The sequence below is a fragment of the Bifidobacterium dolichotidis genome (assembly GCF_003951975.1).
Lineage (GTDB): Bacteria > Actinomycetota > Actinomycetes > Actinomycetales > Bifidobacteriaceae > Bifidobacterium > Bifidobacterium dolichotidis.
Genome location: NZ_QXGM01000002.1, coordinates 184,294 through 202,470 on the forward strand (window position 1 = coordinate 184,294; position 18,177 = coordinate 202,470).

General features: G+C 50.4%; 13 protein-coding genes. 3 read left to right on the top strand and 10 right to left on the bottom strand.

Annotated features, from left to right (window positions below; translation table 11 throughout):
- Nucleotides 1-132 precede the first annotated feature (132 nt).
- Both dapD and rlmH read left to right on the top strand, forming a co-directional pair.
- The gene (dapD, locus tag D2E26_RS04635) at nucleotides 133-1,149 is read left to right on the top strand and encodes a 2,3,4,5-tetrahydropyridine-2,6-dicarboxylate N-succinyltransferase (protein WP_125963544.1); all 1,017 of its coding nucleotides are present in this window, start codon (nucleotides 133-135) and stop codon (nucleotides 1,147-1,149) included.
- Nucleotides 1,150-1,483: 334 nt separating this feature from the next.
- The gene (gene rlmH / locus D2E26_RS04640) at nucleotides 1,484-1,963 is read left to right on the top strand and encodes a 23S rRNA (pseudouridine(1915)-N(3))-methyltransferase RlmH (RefSeq protein WP_125963545.1); all 480 of its coding nucleotides are present in this window, start codon (nucleotides 1,484-1,486) and stop codon (nucleotides 1,961-1,963) included.
- A 57-nt stretch (nucleotides 1,964-2,020) separates the two neighbouring features.
- Here rlmH and D2E26_RS04645 read toward each other — a convergent pair whose 3' ends face one another.
- The 3 genes from D2E26_RS04645 to D2E26_RS04655 form a co-directional block, all read right to left on the bottom strand.
- Nucleotides 2,021-3,316, bottom strand: coding sequence for a citrate synthase (locus D2E26_RS04645; RefSeq protein ID WP_125963546.1), 1,296 nt, complete (start codon nucleotides 3,314-3,316; stop codon nucleotides 2,021-2,023).
- A gap of 402 nt (nucleotides 3,317-3,718) precedes the next feature.
- Nucleotides 3,719-4,495, bottom strand: coding sequence for a type I methionyl aminopeptidase (gene map, locus D2E26_RS04650; protein ID WP_125963547.1), 777 nt, complete (start codon nucleotides 4,493-4,495; stop codon nucleotides 3,719-3,721).
- Between the two features lie 406 nt (nucleotides 4,496-4,901).
- Entirely contained in the window at nucleotides 4,902-5,534 is a 633-nt protein-coding gene (locus tag D2E26_RS04655) for an HdeD family acid-resistance protein (RefSeq protein ID WP_241218876.1), read from the bottom strand.
- 219 nt (nucleotides 5,535-5,753) lie between these two features.
- Between D2E26_RS04655 and D2E26_RS04660 the strand changes: the two genes are divergently transcribed.
- Nucleotides 5,754-7,832: a M13 family metallopeptidase gene (locus D2E26_RS04660; protein ID WP_125963548.1), complete on the top strand. Its 2,079-nt coding sequence runs from the start codon at nucleotides 5,754-5,756 to the stop codon at nucleotides 7,830-7,832.
- Between the two features lie 105 nt (nucleotides 7,833-7,937).
- Here the strand turns inward: D2E26_RS04660 and D2E26_RS04665 are convergent, their stop codons facing one another.
- The 7 genes from D2E26_RS04665 to guaB form a co-directional block, all read right to left on the bottom strand.
- Complete coding sequence (locus tag D2E26_RS04665; RefSeq protein WP_164515876.1) at nucleotides 7,938-8,909, bottom strand: single-stranded DNA-binding protein; 972 nt, start codon at nucleotides 8,907-8,909, stop codon at nucleotides 7,938-7,940.
- 514 nt (nucleotides 8,910-9,423) lie between these two features.
- On the bottom strand, nucleotides 9,424-11,232 hold the full coding sequence (locus D2E26_RS04670) for a proline--tRNA ligase (RefSeq protein WP_206432069.1): 1,809 nt from the start codon (nucleotides 11,230-11,232) through the stop codon (nucleotides 9,424-9,426).
- Between the two features lie 375 nt (nucleotides 11,233-11,607).
- Complete coding sequence (locus tag D2E26_RS04675; RefSeq protein ID WP_125963550.1) at nucleotides 11,608-12,039, bottom strand: permease; 432 nt, start codon at nucleotides 12,037-12,039, stop codon at nucleotides 11,608-11,610.
- 219 nt (nucleotides 12,040-12,258) lie between these two features.
- Entirely contained in the window at nucleotides 12,259-13,692 is a 1,434-nt protein-coding gene (locus D2E26_RS04680; RefSeq protein WP_125963551.1) for a PIF1 family DEAD/DEAH box helicase, read from the bottom strand.
- Between the two features lie 104 nt (nucleotides 13,693-13,796).
- Complete coding sequence (locus D2E26_RS04685; protein ID WP_125963552.1) at nucleotides 13,797-14,690, bottom strand: HAD family hydrolase; 894 nt, start codon at nucleotides 14,688-14,690, stop codon at nucleotides 13,797-13,799.
- Nucleotides 14,691-15,024: 334 nt separating this feature from the next.
- Nucleotides 15,025-15,675, bottom strand: coding sequence for an oligoribonuclease (orn, locus tag D2E26_RS04690; RefSeq protein WP_125963553.1), 651 nt, complete (start codon nucleotides 15,673-15,675; stop codon nucleotides 15,025-15,027).
- 394 nt (nucleotides 15,676-16,069) lie between these two features.
- Complete coding sequence (guaB, locus tag D2E26_RS04695; RefSeq protein WP_125963554.1) at nucleotides 16,070-17,608, bottom strand: IMP dehydrogenase; 1,539 nt, start codon at nucleotides 17,606-17,608, stop codon at nucleotides 16,070-16,072.
- Nucleotides 17,609-18,177: the final 569 nt, after the last annotated feature.

Here is an 18,177-nt window from a genome sequence, read left to right on the forward strand (position 1 = left end):
CCCTGTTTGCACTTGATACAAGCCACTTACGATACGAGCCATTTGCGCTGAACATCGCAACAGTGGCAGCAATACAAACAACTGTGACCACAACGGCGAGCTGTTGCTTGCTGGTATGAAGGAGCTGTTGATATGAGTGAACCACGTACCGCATGGGGCTGGGGTTTAGCAAGTATTGATGCGCAGAATCGCACACTTGATGTGTGGTATCCAAAACTCGAACTTGGTACTGCCCCATCCGATGTGCAACGACCAAATCATCAATTCGGTGCTTTAGTACATGAAACGGCTGATGCCCGAGGTGTGCGTCGTGTTCCTGTGTTCATAGTGAGTCATATTGATGAGCCAATTGTGGATGCTGCTGATGCGTATTTGCGTCTGCATTTAATGAGTATGCGTTTGGCTCTGCCAAATAGCCTGAATCTTGATGGTATTTATGGCAAGCTCAACAATGTGGTGTGGACGAATTATGGTCCATTTGCTGTTGAGGACTTTGCCTTGCGTAAGAACGATGTTGAGCAGAGTCTGTTCCAAGCGAATGCTGGCGGCGCTGGCCTTATGCCGATGCCAACGCCAATGCCGGTTGGTGTTGAAGTGCGTAGCGTTGATAAGTTCCCTCGCATGCTTGATTATGTGGTACCAACGGGCGTTCGCGTAGCTAATGCGGATCAGGTTCGTTTGGGCGCTCATCTCGCTGAAGGCACTGTGGTTATGCATGCTGGCTTTGTGAACTTCAATGCTGGTACGCTGGGCACTTCGATGGTTGAGGGCCGTATTTCGCAGGGCGTTGTTGTTGGTAATGGCTCCGATGTTGGCGGTGGCGCTTCGATTATGGGCACGCTTTCGGGCGGCGGCAAGCTGCGCAACTCAATTGGTGAGCATTCGCTGCTTGGTGCCAATGCTGGTATTGGCATTTCTCTTGGTGACAATTGCGTTGTTGAAGCTGGTCTCTATGTGACTGCTGGTACCAAGATTGAAGTGGTCAATAAGCAAAAGCTCAATAGTGGCGAGGATATTACAGTCGTCAAGGGTGCTGAGCTCTCTGGCAAAGACAATATTTTGTTTATTCGTAACTCGATGACAGGTGCTGTACAGGCTCGTTTCCGCAAAGTTGGTATTGAGCTGAACTCGAGTTTGCATAAGAACTAGTGTGGAGTGCTGCACTGTGTACCGGTGTTTTGCTATGCACTACTGCTCTACTGCGCACTGATGTTTTACTATGCAATGCTGCTCTACTGTGCACTAGTGTTCTCAAGCCTTTACAGATGTAAAGGCTCCACTGTTATGTTGACTCCACTGTCATAAAACTCTCCTGTTATACAGGCTCTACGCCGTCTCAACCGCCGTTGGTTGCTGCAACAATGGACTTGGTATTGTTCGGCAATGTTCGGTCAAGGTTTGAGGCGGCGTTATTGTATAGAGCGTCGTTAAGTCAGTATGAAACGGCCGCCAACAGTTGCTTGGAATTGAGAAGAGGCACAGCATGAATATCACAATTATTGCCGTAGGCAAGGTGAAAGAACGGTACTTGCGCGACGCAATTGCCGAATACAGCAAGCGACTCTCTCGATTCTGCAAGCTCAAGATTGTGGAAGTGGCCGACGAAAAGACGCCGGAACATGCAAGTGAGGCCGAGGAACTGCAGATTAAGGAGCGTGAGGGCGAGCGCATCCTCAGTCATATCAAGCCGCAGCAGACCGTGATTGCGCTGGCAATTGAAGGAAAAATGCTGACGAGCGAACAGCTTGCGCAGACGATTAATGATTTCGGGTTGCATGGTCACAGCAATATTGCACTTGTTATTGGCGGCTCACTGGGCCTTGATCAGCGCGTGCTTAAGCGTGCCGATATGCTGCTGAGTTTCTCCCGTATGACGTTCCCCCATCAGCTGATGCGTGTGATTTTGCTCGAGCAGATTTATCGCGCCTACAAAATCAACGCTGGCGAGCCGTATCACAAGTAATACTGAGCGCTGCAAACTGGTCAGATAGAGACAGTACTTCGCGAAATCAGCTATAACTTATCCGCGCTGATCAATTGGCACGTAATCGCGCAGGCGCTCCCCCACGTAGACCTGACGCGGACGGCCAATTTTCGTCATCGGATCATTCATGAGCTCAACGTACTGCGCGATCCAGCCTGGAATACGACCGAGCGCAAACAGCGGCGTGAACATCGACTCGTCGAAACCAATCGCACGGTAAATCAAGCCCGTATAGAAATCAACGTTCGGGTACAGGTTACGAGAGATGAAATAGTCATCGTTCAGCGCGATTTCTTCCAGTTCAGTTGCGACGCGGAACAGTTGGCACTCATCCTCGCTTAAGTGCAGCTGACTTGGATTTTTCATGATTTCTGTTAAATACTGCTTAGCAATCGCAGCACGCGGATCATACGACTTGTAGACTCGATGACCAAGGCCAGAAATGCGTCGTCCTTCTTGTTTGGCCTGTTCCACGTACTGTTTCACGCTTAGACCCGATTGTGCAATATCTTCGAGCTGGCGCAGCGCACGCTCATTAGCACCACCATGCAAAGGACCGGACAGTGCGTTAATACCGGCTGCGACTGCTGAGTAGAGATTAGCGTGTGCGGATCCTGCAATACGTACCACTGATGTGGAGCAGTTTTGCTCATGATCAGCGTGAATAATGAGCAAGCGGCCTAATGCGTGTACATGCAGCGGATCAGGATCGTAGCTTTCATAAGGCACGGCGAAGCACATGCGTAGGAAATCGTCGATATATCCGCGTGAATAGTCGGGATACATCATTGGCTCGTCAAGACGACGGCGCATGGCATAGCTCACGATGGTGCGCGCTTTGGCCATGATGATGGTGGCTGCTTCTGCGATCTGCTCTGGATCAGAAACATCGGTTGTTTCCGGGTAGAACGCTGCGAGCGCGTTAATTGCTGAAGCCAGCACACTCATTGGATGAGCAGAGTGCGGGAATGAGCTCATAAGTGAGCGGAAGTCCTCGCCCACCATAGTGCGATGGTTAATACCGTTGACGAATGTGTCATACTGCTCTTGCGTTGGTAATTCGCCATAGCGCAGCAGCCAGGCGACTTCAAGAAAATCAGATTGTTCACACAACTGCTCGATTGGATAGCCGCGATACCGCAGAATCGAGTTCTTGCCATCAATGTAGGTAATGGCCGATGTGCATTGTGCGGTGGTTAAGAAGCCTGGGTCGAGCGAAACAATGTCATCATTACGCATTGGCGACATAAGAACACCGTTTGGTCCTTCGGTCGACTTGATTAAAGGAAGTTCCGTACGCAGCGACCCTAAATGGAGATGAGCATTGGTCATCAGAAGCGTCAACCCTTTCCTCGGCAATCGTTGGCCATATCGGCATCAGCATCGGGCGATATGGATGTGCCCACTATAGGTGAGCTTGTATTGCCAAACGTTGCTGCGTCTCATTGTGTAAACGAGTGGGAGTTGTGGCTGATTGGTTATTGCAACTAAATGCGAGTTACAGCTGAACTTGGATTGCAACTGAACTTGAGTTGTATCTGAGCTGGAGTTGCAACTGAACTTGAGTTGCAACTGCAGAAACAAAAAATGCCTAGCAGCGTGATACTGCTAGGCATTGAAGTTATATGCGGCTATGAGGTCTCTAGCTCAATGGCCTGAGGTGTCTGAAATGCATCTTGAACTTGGCTGAAATGCAGCTCCTCAGAATGAGGAGTCCAAGACCATTCGAACAGACTAGTCGCGAACCGTCAGGATTTCTGGACCGTGCTCGGTGATAGCGATCGTGTGCTCGCTGTGTGCACCACGGGAGCCGTCCTCGCTCTTGAGCGTCCAGCCATCCTTTGGATCCTGGTAAATGTCGTCGGTCGACTTGCAGAACCAAGGCTCGATTGCGATCACAAGGCCTTCGCGCAGCTTGTAGCCGTGGTGTGCCTTGCCATCGTTTGGAACGTGTGGATCGCCGTGCATAATGTGACCAACGCCGTGACCGCCGAAGTCAAGGTTGATTGGGTAACCATATTCACGAGCCACATCGCCGATTGCGTGGGAAACGTCGCCAAGACGGTTGCCTGCGCGAGCTGCATCGATACCTGCTGCCAGTGCTTCTTCCGTGCACTTGATGATGCGCAGATCCGATGGATCCTGGTGCTCACCAACAACGAAGCTGATTGCGGAGTCAGCGACCCAGCCGTCAACGTTGATTGCGAGGTCGAGGCTGACGAGATCGCCATCCTTCAGGTTGTAATCGTATGGAACACCGTGCAGCACAGCGTCATTCACCGACGTGCAGATGTAGTGAGCGAATGGGCCAGTGCCGAAATCTGGAGCGTAGTCAACGTAGCAAGACGTTGCACCCTTACGGTCAACAATCTTCTTGTGCACGAACTCATCAATTTCGAGCAGGTTCGTACCAACCTTGGTCGTCTCACGAAGTTCACGCAGAATGCCACCAACGAAGCGGCCTGCTGGCTTCATCTCTTCAATCTCTTTATGAGTTTTCAGTTCAATCATCGTAAGGGTCTTTCTACCTTCGGTTAATTACTTCCAACCTACCACTGACAATGCCCGATGTTGTTCTTGCATATCATTCTCGATACGCCACTGATCAACTCATGCCGCACATAAGCGAGAAACACTCAGCGACTAAACCGCTACCCCATCAAATCGATGACTCCCGCACGTAAGGCAAAACAGCTGATCAGCCTAATCATGAATCGCGATTACCAACAACTCCCGCACACTGAAACCAGCTCCCGCACGTAAGGCAAAATATGGAGTGATTGAATAGCACTGAAATTTAGACATAAAAAAACCTCCTACACCTAAGCGCAGGAGGTCCTTCTGTTTAGCGGTGCGGTTTACGCATCGTCTCGCCTAATGGAGCACGATACGCGATGGTGCACTGCGATGAATAAGTTCATGCATTCTTCTTAGCGCGACCGAACGTAAACGCACGGATGACGGCGAAAATGCCGAGCACGACGAGGGCGATACCGCCGAAGAGAATGAGCCAGAGCGTGCCAGCCAGTGGCATGCACAGCAGAACGAAGCCAGCGAGAATCGAGATGATGGCGTAAGCAATTGCCCAACCCGAGTTTGGAAGACTCCACGATTCGGCGAGTGCCATAACACCCTCGAGGATCCAGCCGATGCCGACGATCAGCGTGAACATAACGGCAAGCATGCCGGTGGAAAGCGTGATGTTCTTGAGAACAACGATGCCGCCGATGACGAGCAGAATACCGACGATGACGCCGAGAACGCGCCAACCTGCTGGAAGACCAAGCTCAACAATCGAGCTGATCACACGGACAACACCAGAAACGAGGAAGTAAATACCCAGAATGACTGTAGCCACAACGAGCGTTGCTCCTGGCCACACCAGCAGGCAAACACCGCAGGCCACAGCGACGATGCCGATAATGGCATAAGCTGCGCGGATCATGTTCTTTGCGCCTGTTGGCAGGTGTTCTTCGACGAGGTGGAATGGGCCATAGCCTCGGTATGGGTCAGTACCCATAATGTTTGGATTCATGTTTGGATCAGTCATTTGCTGTTTTCCTCTCCTAGATGTGGGCACCGTTAGACACCCGATTTCAGCGCGGGGCCGGAGTTACGGCGCCATCACTAGTGTGCCTACTCACACTACGCCCCCGAATCTGACAGTAAGCTGAAACTCTGGTACGAACATGCCTGATGGTCGGGGGTATTGTGAATTAGGTTGTTCACTGGACTTGTACATGTCATAAAAGCCGGTTACGGTGAGGGCATGAGTGAAGCATTGAAATCCGGAATTGATCCGGCATCGTTCTCGTCTGTTATCAGTGCGAAGGACGATTTGTTCCGTTATGTAAATGGTCCTTGGATTGACACGTATCGTCTTCCTGATGACCGCTCTCGCTATGGTTCCTTCGACCGTTTGGCGGAGGACGCTGAGAATCAGATTCGCGATATTCTCGAGTCTGATAACGATGAGGCAATCAAGTCCAAGGCGTTGTACCGCTCCTTCTTGAATGTGCAGGCAGTGCAGGATGCAGGCATGGAGCCAATCCGTGCTGATCTGGAGATGATTGATCAGGCCAGCACGAAGACCGAGCTGACGCGCGTACTTGGTACGCTGAGCCCTTCTGGCGGCCCTGATCTGCTGGGCTTCAGCATCTATGGTGATCCTGTTGATCCAAATACGAATGTGATGCACATTGAGCAGTCGGGCCTTGGTCTGCCTGATGAGGCTTACTATCGTCAGGATCATTACGCTCCAATTCGCGAAGCATATGTCAACATGGTGGCTAAGCAGCTTGAGAATGCTCATTATGCACAGGCTGACGAAGCTCAGGAACTGGCAAAGCATTATTTGGAAGTTGAGACGAAGATTGCTTCGTACCACTGGGATAACGTGGCTACGCGTGATCCTCAGAAGACGAACAATCCAAAGTCGTACGAGGAGCTCGCGGCAATGCTCGAGCACTTCGATTTGAGCACTTGGATTGATGCTATGCAGCAGGCTTATGACGCTTCTACGGCAAGCAAGTCGATTCCTGTTGATGTGCGCGGTGCATTCGTGCGCGCAATTGTGCACGAGCCTTCGTTCTTGGAAGGCATTAACAGCTTCTGGGAGACCTCCGATCTTGAGGATCTCAAGTTGTGGGCACGCGTTCATGTCATTATTGGCCACGCAAGCCTCTTGAGCTCGGAATTCGATACCACGAACTTCGACTTCTATGGCAAGGTGCTTTCGGGCGCAAAGGAACAGCGTGACCGTTGGAAGCGTGGTATCTCGTTTGTCAACGGCATTAGCGGCGAAGATGTTGGCCAAGTGTACGTTAAGCTGCACTTCCCTGAATCTTCAAAGGCACGCATGACTGAGCTCGTGAACAACCTCATTGAGGCCTATCATGTGTCGATTCTGAACAGCACGTGGCTGAGCGACGAGACCAAGCAGAAGGCTCTCACTAAGCTCGATAAGTTCGAGGCCAAGATTGGCTACCCAGATCAGTGGCGCGATTACACGGCATTGGACGTGGCTGATGACCGTGGCCTGATCGAGAACAGCAGCGCTGCTTCGCGTTACGAGTTCGGCTTCCAGATGGCCAAGTGCGGTAAGCATGTGGACAAGGGCGAATGGCTCATGAACCCACAGACCGTGAACGCTTACTACGAGCCTTCGCTCAACATCATTGTGTTCCCTGCTGCTATTTTGCAACCTCCATTCTTCAACCCTGAGGCTGAGGATGCAGCGAACTACGGTGGTATTGGATGCGTGATCGGTCACGAGATCGGCCATGGTTTCGACGATCAGGGATCGCAATACGATGGCGACGGCAAGCTGGCTAACTGGTGGACTGAGGAAGACCGTCATCGCTTCGAAGAGCTCACCGCAGCACTGATTGAGCAGTACAACGGCTTTGTGCCACAGCAGCTGCTGGAGAAGTATGCAGACGACCCAAGCAAGGCACCACACGTCAATGGTGCTTTGACGATTGGCGAGAATATTGGCGATCTTTCTGGCGTCAATATTGCTCTGAAGGCCTACGCATTCTCGCTTGATAAGAAGGCCGGCCGTGCACTCGACGGTGATCCACGCGCAATTGAAGCATCGCTTGATGATGCTCCTGTGCTCGATGGATTCACAGGTCTGCAGCGCTTCTTCCTGAGCTATGCTTCGATTTGGCGTGGTAAGAACCGCGATGAACTCGCAGAGCAGTACCTGCAGATCGATCCTCACTCCCCTGGTGAGCACCGCGTGAACGGTATCTCCAGCAACGTCGACTTGTTCTACAAGGCATTCGGCGTCACGGATAACGATCGCATGTGGCTCGATCCTGAGAAGCGCGTTCACATCTGGTGACGGTGATTGCTTCGGATAGCTTCATGCTGCTTCGGATAGCTTCGTGCTGCTTCGGATAGCTGCGGATAGATGTGATGCATAAGCACTAAATCTGCTTGTACACACTTACATCTCAGGCACACCAAATTCATCTTCGGTGGTTCCACTCACATTGTGTTGAGTGGAACCACCTTTGTTTTGCGCGGTGGATCGCTGCGTAGATGATGACTTCCGTGGAGCTGATTGCGAGGATCGAGCCTTTGCTCGCGCTCGAGTGGACGTCTTTGCGGATGCATCAGCGGCTGACTGTGATGAAGCATTTGATAGTTGCTCAGCTGATTGATCTGCTGGTACTCCAGGCTGCGAAGGCACAGAAGATTGTTGTTTCTGCTGTGAATTAGTCAGGCTACTAATCGAGGCCCGATCACGACCTCTGAGTTCATCAATTGAGGTATCTATATCCTCCTCATATACCCGATCATCATTGGCGTCATTAGTATCGCTTGCCTCTTTAGCTCCGTTATATTGCGTACGCGATGATTGCATGGGCTGCTGAGATTGGCCTATCTGCTGATTCGAGTCAGATATTTGTTGACTCTGAACCGGTGATTGCTGCTCTACTTGAGTATTCGAGGAGTCCTCCTGTTGGCCAGATTGCTGGTTCGGTTCAGTTCCTGATTGTTCTGATGCTGTTACCTGCTGCGATTGATCCTGTACTCGTTGTCCATTAGCCTCTTTCGGTCTCTTGAAATTAGAAATACCAAAGCTTAAATCATGTCCAATAACTTGGGCATCAAGCACGAGCCTCGATCGACCTGTGCCATCTGGTGCTTGCCAGCTTTCGGTGTTGAGCAGTCCCATAACAATAACTGGGTCACCCTTGCGCAATGACATTGCAGCATTCTGACCCAATGTCCTAAATGCCTTTACGGTAATCCATGTTGTAGGTAGATTCCTCCACTCACCCATTTTGTCCTGATATCGACGGGTGCTACCGAGTCTGAACATACTGCCCGAGTGCGAAGGGACGCTACCAAATTCTTGTACGTCCGAACCCAAGAAACCATTAACTGTGACCATTGCCTGCTGCATTGCCATCATGATCCCCTATCTCTCTAAGTGCATTGCTTCTTTGCAATACGCAATCAGAATTGCGATATGCCAACTATGACGTCTGATGACCATCACAGACAAACGGATTCAATCAATGTGGTTAACTGCTCAGTCAGAACATTCACATGTGGATAATTTCAATCGGCTTATGTGCGGCCGACGTTGCTTGAAAACATAAATCGCTTATGTGCGGGAACACTGCACATAAGACAACTGGGCTACATGTGGGAATGAAGCACCTATAACGTAATTGGGTTATGTGCGGGAGTGGGATGCATAAGGTGGCTGGGCTATATGCATGAGCGAGAGGCACATAAGGTAATGAGCTTATGTGTGGGAGTGCAACGCACATAAGCTAATTGGTTTATGTGAGGGACTTGAGCCTAAGCACGATAAATCGCTAAGTGCGGGATAAACAGAAATAAAAAGGAACCTCCCACTCTGTTAACGAGGGCGGGAGGCTCCTACGAAAAATTAGTAGCTCAATAGCTTACTGAACTCAGAGATTGGCGACGCGGTCGGCAATAACCTGAGCTGCAGAATCTGCTGGCACGGCTTCCTTATCGGAACCGTCGCGCTTGCGGACCTCGATCGTACCGTTGTTCACGGTGTCGCGGCCAACAACAGCGATCAGTGGAACACCGATAAGCTCAGCATCCTTAAACTTGACGCCTGGGGAAACCTTTGGACGGTCATCAAAGATAACTTCAATGCCGCGAGCTTCCAGATCAGCAACAAGCTTCTCAGCGGTCTCAGCAACAACTGCATCCTTACCAGCAGCAACAACGTGCACCTGAGCAGGAGCAATGTTTGCAGGCCAAGCGAGACCGTGCTCATCGTGATGGGACTCAGCGATGCAAGCGAGCACGCGGCTGACGCCGATGCCATAGCAGCCCATCCACACTGGAACAGTCTTGCCGTTCTGGTTGAGCACCTTAAGATCAAGAGCGTTCGAGTACTTCAAACCGAGCTGGAAGACCTGACCGATCTCAACGCCACGCTCGAAGCTCAGAGGGCCGGAACCATCAGGGCTCATATCGCCGTCGCGAACAACAACAGCTTCAACCGTGCCATCAGCCTGGAAATCGCGGCCGTAGACGAGATCGTAGTAGTCAACGTCCTTCTCATCAGCGCCGGTAAACCAAGCAGAACCCTTAGCAACGTGAGCATCGACGAAGTAACGAACAGCGTCTTCCTTACCCTGCTCACGAGCCTGTGGACCAACAGCCATAGGTCCAATGTAGCCGAGCACGAGTTCTGGATGCTTCTTCAGATCCTCTTCCGTTGCTTCCTCGAGCTCGGAAGGAGCGAACTGAGCTTCCAGACGCTTCATATCAACTTCACGATCACCAGGAACGCCAACGACAATCAGCTCACGCCATGGCTCATCGTGATCGTCATCCTCAGCGTGCTTGATCACAATAGCGACGTTCTTGAGGATGTCGGAAGCCTGCCATTCGCGGCCATCGGTACGTGGGTACGTTTCGTTAGCGAAAGCAACCATCTCATCAATGGAACCAGCGTTTGGCGTCGACTTCTTCGAAGCTGCAGGCGTTGCAGAAGCATCGATTTCAGCAACCTCTGGAGTCTTCAGAGCTTCAACGTTCCATGCCTTGCCGGATGGAGCGAGTGCGAACGTGTCTTCGCCGATCGACAGAGGAGCCAAGAACTCCTCAGATGCCGAGCCGCCCATTGGGCCAGACATTGCGAACACAGGCACATACTTCAGGTCGAGACGCTTGAAGATACGCTCGTAAGCGGAGCGCTCCTCCATGTAGCAGCGCTTCATGCCTTCCTCGTCAACCGTGAACGAGTAAGCATCCTTCATGATGAACTCGCGGCCGCGGATCAGACCAGCGCGAGGACGGAATTCATCGCGGTACTTCGTCTGAATCTGGTACAGCGTAACAGGCAGGTCCTTGTACGAGCTGTACAGGTCCTTGACGAGCAGCGTGAACATTTCCTCATGCGTAGGAGCAAGCAGGTAATCAGCTGCGTGACGATCCTTGAGGCGGAACAGGTTCTCGCCGTACTCTTCCCAGCGGTGCGTTGCTTCATATGGAGCACGTGGCAGCAGTGCTGGGAAATGCACTTCCTGAGCGCCAATACCGTTCATTTCTTCGCGGATAATACGCTCAATCTTGTTAAGAACTGCGAGGCCCAGTGGCATCCAAGTCCAGATACCAGGAGCGGCCTTACGAAGATAGCCTGCGCGCTGCAGGAGCTTGTCGGAAACAACATCTGCATCAGCTGGATCTTGACGCAGCGTACGCAAGAACAATGTAGACATACGAAGAGCTTGAGTCATGTTTAACAAGCTACTCAGTTGAGCAGACGAGCTTGCGCTGAGAGTGGTGCATGGGGGTATGAGTTTACGTCTTTATTTCTTCCCGCACGTAAGACAACTACGTTACGTGCGGGAAGAAAAAGCGCAAACTCTCGAACGAAGAAAAGAGCGTAACTCAGCCATAACAAAACAGCGCAAACTGAAGGAAAATAAACCCCCAGTTTGCGCTGTATACGCAAGATATTTTGCTGGCAGTAACTCGAAAACGTACGTTCATTACGACCTTGATGTGCTGGTTAATGAGCTACTTACGACTTGTTATTCAGCCTGTTATTCAGCTTGTTATTAAGTCGCCATCAAGTTTGTACAGGGTTACCGCTGACTGCAATGCACTGATCAGACGAGCTTTGCCTTTGGATCGGTTTCATCCTCGATCTCATCTTCAATCATGCTCTCTTTCAAAGCACCAAGTGGATAGCAAGGGATGAAGAGCAGCAGCAAAACGCCAATCAAGTAGAAGCAGTCAGGCAGGGAGAACATGCTCCACAGTGGCTGACCGTTTGGAATCAGCAAGCCTACGATGATCAAAGCCATACCCACAACTGGGAGGCCTTGCCAAATCCATGCATTAGGTGCGTGGTGTTCGGACTTGCGGCGCACCGAAGCCAGATACATTGGCACAACAAACATCAGGCCACCAATAATCGTCAAAATATCGGTAAGCTTCACGGTGCCCCACGATGTGTTCGAGGCCGAACCGTACACAAGAAACGCTGCGAACAACACAAGCATGCCCAGCGTCGAAACAATTGCTTCCCAGATTTTCATGTAAGCCTCCATTTATCTGTCGCAGCGCTGATACAGCAAGCTGTCACAGTCAAACTTTTGTAATGGCCCCAGTTTATCGCCACGCCTTCGACGCAATCTGAAGGTTCTCTACTTCTCCCGCACGTAGCGTAATTAACTTACGTGCGGTATGAAAAATCGGTGCAAAACTGGCATTAAATCGGCAGCAAACTCCGCAATTAGAAGCCCGATCACAAGGGATCAGAACAGGTCAAGGCCGCCCTGGCCAAATTCATCTTCAAATGCGATCTCATCTTGACCGCTCTTCGAAGCAGCATTATCCTCCGCAAATGCTTCAGCACCCTCGGTCGCAAGTTCTTCTGATGCCTTCTGTGACAACGACTGCATACGACCATCTACCAAGAATGCTTCTGGCGAGATCATGAACATTCGATCGCTTACACCCTGCAAATACAAGCCGTCTAATGAGCCCACTCGCGACAACGCCACATAGCCCATGCCTGGTGCAAACGTTCGTTTCAGGTCCATAACTGCTCGATCAAGCGTCATGCCCTGCGATTTATGGATCGTAATAGCCCAAGCACAACGCAGTGGAACCTGATTCACCGCAGCTAAGGGCGTTTCACCATCAAGCATTTCCCAGACGGCTTGGCGCATCGTTACGCGATGGCCATTTTCAAACTGCACAATTGGCCATCCGCCACGCTTTTCACTTGCAAAGCCGACAACTGTTCCAATAGAACCGTTGACATACTGCTGATCCGTGTCATTACGCACGGCCATAACTACTGCACCCTTTTTGAGCACCAGTCGTTCAGGCGCCAACATATTTTTCAGCAGTCGCTTCACTAAATCTTTTGGTCCAGAAGTTTGTGCTTCAAAAATATGCTCTTCCTCGTCAATGCCGGCCAATTTCATCTCGTTCAAGGCATCTGCTTGACGATTCACGGGGAATAAACTGACTGCTTGTTGCTGCGAATCAGGCAATACATTGAGTCGCGAAGCTAGAATATCTCTATCCGCTTGCGTCACTTGCGACTTACGAATATCGGTCAAAATTGAGAGCAAAGCACCGTCATCTTGACGATGTTGTTCCGTTAAATAACAGATAACTGGGTTTAATTCATCCCATGCAAAAGATTCAGTAATAAATCCGTCTGCATTACGTCCAGCTTCCTGATATTTTGCACGCTGTTCAATAAATTCAGGGCTTGGTGTCACTTCATGACGACTTGATCTATTGCTGACTGGAGGAAGCTGGAATAGGTCGCCAGACATAACGACCTGCAGCCCACCAAATGGTCGATCATCCTCGCGCATAATGCGGCAAACTTGATCGACCATGTCAAATAACCATGCCGGAAGCATTGAAATTTCATCAATCACCAGAACATCAGTCTGCACAATTTTGCGACGACGACGCTTGCGAATCATGCTCAGTAGAGGTTCGCTCAGTGCGGTAGCCACGCCAACACCGCTCCACGAGTGAATTGTGCGACCATTAATATGCGTCGCAGCAATTCCCGTAGAAGCTGTTACAGCGACTGATGCACCAGTCTTGCGTTTCTGCTCAATAAACTGGTTCAGCACATACGTTTTACCAGCTCCAGGTGCACCCGTTAAGAACACACTTGCACCTGCTTGCATAATCGCGAGCGCCTCAGTTTGCAGCATTAGCGCGGCCTTCCGTTCTACTGAGTTTGTATAACGAATACTTCCGTTTGTTTATCACGCTCAGTCAATTATTCTTGGCTGAGTTGTCTGTTTTTATTTCTGTTTCAAGCGACGAGGCGATTCACCACTTGCATAACGCCTTCCTCAGTGTTGGCTGGCGCAATGAAGTTAGCGATTTCCTTGACCTTGTCGTGCGCGTTTTCCATAGCAAATGACCACGTTGCATCGCTCAGCATGCCTGCATCGTTCAGGAAGTCGCCGAATACTGCAGTCTGATCAGGAGTGATATGCATGTGTTCCTGAATTGATTCCACACCAGTACGCTTATCGGTGTCAGCACGCATAATATCAGCCCAGTGCTTTGCAGAAACCTGAATGCAGTACTTCTCTGGCAAGTTGCTGAACAGTGCCTTTGCCATTGGTTCAGCAGCATCAAAGTCGAAGATTGCGAGCTTCAGAATCGTTTCTGATTCGTCTTCAAGAACCTCGTGCAGATCGTCAACAATGCGCAGTGCATGGTAATACTTACGGCATTCCTGCAGGAATGGCTCATCATCACGCTGCACATAAGCCGACTGCAGACCGCATACCACCAAACCGATGTTGTAGCGAGGATTTGCGGTAGGTGCTGTTGCTGCGTCAACGGTATCGATAATCTGGCGAGCAAAATCGAAGTCCATGCCGTTCACGCCAATAATGTCACCGCGATAGCACACCACGTTGCCGTTCTCGGCAATCAGGCTAATGGAATCGGAGCGATCCTTGCCATCTGCAGAATCAGTACCGAACATATCTTCCAGCGTCTGGAACTGACGACCACTTGCAGGAACGAAAGCAATGCCACGCTCTTCAAGCTTGGAAAGCATAGGCCAGAACGAATCTGGAATTTGCGAATTGGCATCTAATAAGGTGCCATCCATATCTGCCACGACCAGACGAATATCTGGACGCTTCTCGGTAGGTTCGACTTCAATCTCATCCCATTGCCGCGTGGCCATGCGATTTCCTCTCATACTTAGTGGTTGTAGCAGCAGTGCTCTAGCAGAGTTGCGATGCTTTGCACTACATTGTGCTCCCCTGTTGCACTGCCATGAATAAATCTTTTACGCACGTAAGCTAGTTATGTCATAGTGCAGGTCAACTGACTAAACATTGATCAACTGACCAAACACCGATGAACTAGCTCAGCACAAATTAACTTATACACGTAGACGCACATAAACCAGTTACTCAGCAGGATCACAGTGAGCCACACATAACTGTGCGATCCCCTGTTGAGCTGAATAACTGACTCATTCATTCTGCGCGCACATAAGCAAATTAGCTGCGCAATCAGTCCTTGTTCAGGATGCTCGTGCTCGTGATGTGCTCAGCAATTGCCTTGGCCTGTGCCTCGTCTGGGCCAGGTTCAGCAGCCATGAATGCTTCACGGTAATAACGAAGCTCATCAAGCGACTCAATAATGTCGGCAAGAGCACGATGGCCGCCAGCCTTTGCTGGACGGTTCAGGTATACAGCTGGATACCAGCGACGTGCCAGTTCCTTCAACGTGCTGACGTCAATAACGCGATAGTGCAGGTTCTCCATCAGGTTTGGCATATAACGATCGAGGAACTTCTTGTCGGAGCCAATGGAGTTACCAGCCAGCAGAGGCTTCACGCCGTCTGGAGTGAAGCGCTTGACGTACTCGATAACAGCCTTTTCTGCATCCTTCACGTCCATACCGGTCTTCCACTCTTCAATAAGACCAGAACGGGTATGCATATTACGCACGAAATCATTCATATGATTTTCTGCAGCCTGGCTTGGCTTAATGACGTAATCGATACCCTCATCGAGCACGTTAAGCTCAAAATCCGTAGGAACCACAGAAATCTCGCACAATTCATCGTGGAAGATATCAAGACCGGTCATCTCGCAATCGATCCAAATCAGCCTTGATTCCTTTGCTGAATACGTCAAATCATCATGAATATCAACCATGCGAACCTCATTCCTTATGATGCATGTCGCTCTATCACGAACATATCAAGCTATCTCAACCTCTATACGTGGTTCCCTCTCACTATCCCGCACATAAGCTAGATTCACTACGCGCGGCGCCACTGAAAAATCTCTCCCGAACTTAACTCAATTGCTTTATGTGCGGAGTATTCAACTACCAACACATATAAGGCACTTATGTCATGTGCACCAGTGCTCCCGCACATAACTCGATTACCTTATGTGTGACAATTCTCCCGCACTTAACTCAATTGCTTTATGTGCGGGAGAAAGAAATATTTAAACACCTAGCAAGTAAAACCATCTCAACATAGAAAAAGAGGCCCATAATCGGGCCTCTTTCTATAACAGCGTTATATCTATTCAGTCTCTATCAGCGAGCCGAGTAGTTAGGAGCTTCTGCCGTCATAACGATGTCGTGAGGGTGCGATTCACGCAGACCAGCATCGGTAATACGAATGAAGCGACCCTTCTCGCTCATCTCGGAGATGTTGTGTGCACCGATGTAGAACATCGACTGGTGCAGACCACCAATCATCTGGTACAGCACTGCATTCAGTGGGCCGCGGTATGGAACTTCGCCTTCAACACCTTCTGGAACAACCTTATCGGAGCTCGTCACGTCAGCCTGGAAGTAACGATCCTTCGAGTAGCTCTTCTTACCACGAGGAGCCATTGCGCCCAGCGAACCCATGCCACGGTAGATCTTGTACTGCTTACCGTGCAGCAGGACCTTCTCACCTGGTGCTTCTTCACAGCCTGCGAGCGTGCCGCCCAACATGACCGAGGATGCACCAGCAACCAGAGCCTTAGCAATATCACCGGAGTAGTGAATGCCACCATCAGCGATGCAAGGAATACCAGCAGCCTTGCAAGCCTGCGATGCCTCATAGACGGCAGTCAGCTGAGGAACACCAACGCCTGCCACAACACGAGTCGTGCAGATCGAGCCTGGGCCAACGCCAACCTTCACGGCATCAACGCCAGCATCGATCATGGCCTGAGCACCCTGACGCGTTGCCACATTACCGCCGATAACATCCACACCATTGAATGCGGAATCAGCCTTGATGCGGCGAATCATATCGAGAGCAAGCTTTGCCTCACCGTTTGCCGTATCCACAACCAGCACGTCAACGCCAGCTTCGAGCAGCGACGTTGCACGCTGCCATGCATCACCGAGGAAGCCGATACCTGCTGCAACGCGAAGACGACCCTGCTCATCCTTCGTTGCATCTGGGTACTGCTCAGTCTTCACGAAGTCCTTCACCGTGATCAGACCGGTCAGCTTGCCGCTTTCGTCCACGAGTGGCAGCTTCTCAACCTTGTGCTGGGCAAGTAGACGGTGAGCATCTTCCTTAGAGATGTTCGAAGGACCAGTGATCAGGTTTTCGTGAGTCATCACGTCGCGCACGCGCAGACGATCGTAATCGTCAGAAGCAATGAAGCGCATATCGCGGTTAGTAATGATGCCAACAAGCTTGCCATCAGCATCAACAACAGGCAGACCCGAGATGTGGAACTTGCCGCACAGCTTGTCAAGATCAGCCAGCGTCACATCAGGACCAACCGTCAATGGGTTCGTGATCATGCCGGATTCAGAACGCTTCACAACGTCAACCTGAGCAGCCTGATCATCAATAGAAAGGTTGCGGTGCAGCACGCCGATGCCGCCGTTACGAGCCATAGCAATTGCCATATCAGCTTCGGTGACGGTGTCCATTGCAGCCGAAATAGCTGGGACCTTCATCGTAATGTTGCGAGTTAAATGAGTAGTCGTGTCCACTTCAGATGGGATCACGTCAGTTTCGTTAGGCAGCAAAAGCACATCATCATATGCAAGGCCTAGCGGTGCGAAAATAGGTGGTAGAGGGGTGTACGAGTTGTCATTCATACCTAGATTTGTAGCCATATCCACAATATAGGGATTCGACGTGACAGGCTTTTCTCAAATCTCATAATAATATCGTTCAAACAGCTTGCTTTTTCTAGCTTCTCAATATTTTTACAACCTCATCTTGCACGTAAGCAATCTCAAAATTTGAGCCGCACTGTTGAAATGAAATTCATTATTTGCAAGTTTCAAGCTCTTGTTCTTCTCACCCCAGTGCATCGTCCTTATGTGTGTCACCTTACGGCGTGTTGGCACAATCTTGTTTACAACGAAAACAGTCAGGAGTTCTTTGTTATTTCTGTACCTGCAACAGTCACATTCCATCACTCCATCGTTATCCCGCACATAAGCTAGGTAGCTTATGTGCGCGATTTATGGCGCATCCTCCGCACTTAACCCATTTGCCTTATATGCAAGCAAGAGATCAGATATTTGCCGCACCTAAGCTAACTGTCCTACGTGCGGGAATCAAATAAGGCTCATGCCACACCTAAGCTATTTGCCTTACGTGCGAGAAATCTAATCATGCTCATGCCACATATAAGCTAACTGTCCTACGTGCGGAAAAAGAAAACTTCCGCATATAA

Bases quoted from the DNA above. Each gene is read 5' to 3' on its own strand.
- dapD (WP_125963544.1), top strand. From the start codon at position 133: ATGAGTGAACCACGTACCGCATGGGGCTGGGGTTTAGCAAGTATTGAT.
- rlmH (WP_125963545.1), top strand. From the start codon at position 1,484: ATGAATATCACAATTATTGCCGTAGGCAAGGTGAAAGAACGGTACTTG.
- D2E26_RS04645 (WP_125963546.1), bottom strand. From the start codon at position 3,316: ATGACCAATGCTCATCTCCATTTAGGGTCGCTGCGTACGGAACTTCCT.
- map (WP_125963547.1), bottom strand. From the start codon at position 4,495: ATGATTGAACTGAAAACTCATAAAGAGATTGAAGAGATGAAGCCAGCA.
- D2E26_RS04655 (WP_241218876.1), bottom strand. From the start codon at position 5,534: ATGACTGATCCAAACATGAATCCAAACATTATGGGTACTGACCCATAC.
- D2E26_RS04660 (WP_125963548.1), top strand. From the start codon at position 5,754: ATGAGTGAAGCATTGAAATCCGGAATTGATCCGGCATCGTTCTCGTCT.
- D2E26_RS04665 (WP_164515876.1), bottom strand. From the start codon at position 8,909: ATGGCAATGCAGCAGGCAATGGTCACAGTTAATGGTTTCTTGGGTTCG.
- D2E26_RS04670 (WP_206432069.1), bottom strand. From the start codon at position 11,232: ATGACTCAAGCTCTTCGTATGTCTACATTGTTCTTGCGTACGCTGCGT.
- D2E26_RS04675 (WP_125963550.1), bottom strand. From the start codon at position 12,039: ATGAAAATCTGGGAAGCAATTGTTTCGACGCTGGGCATGCTTGTGTTG.
- D2E26_RS04680 (WP_125963551.1), bottom strand. From the start codon at position 13,692: ATGCTGCAAACTGAGGCGCTCGCGATTATGCAAGCAGGTGCAAGTGTG.
- D2E26_RS04685 (WP_125963552.1), bottom strand. From the start codon at position 14,690: ATGGCCACGCGGCAATGGGATGAGATTGAAGTCGAACCTACCGAGAAG.
- orn (WP_125963553.1), bottom strand. From the start codon at position 15,675: ATGGTTGATATTCATGATGATTTGACGTATTCAGCAAAGGAATCAAGG.
- guaB (WP_125963554.1), bottom strand. From the start codon at position 17,608: ATGGCTACAAATCTAGGTATGAATGACAACTCGTACACCCCTCTACCA.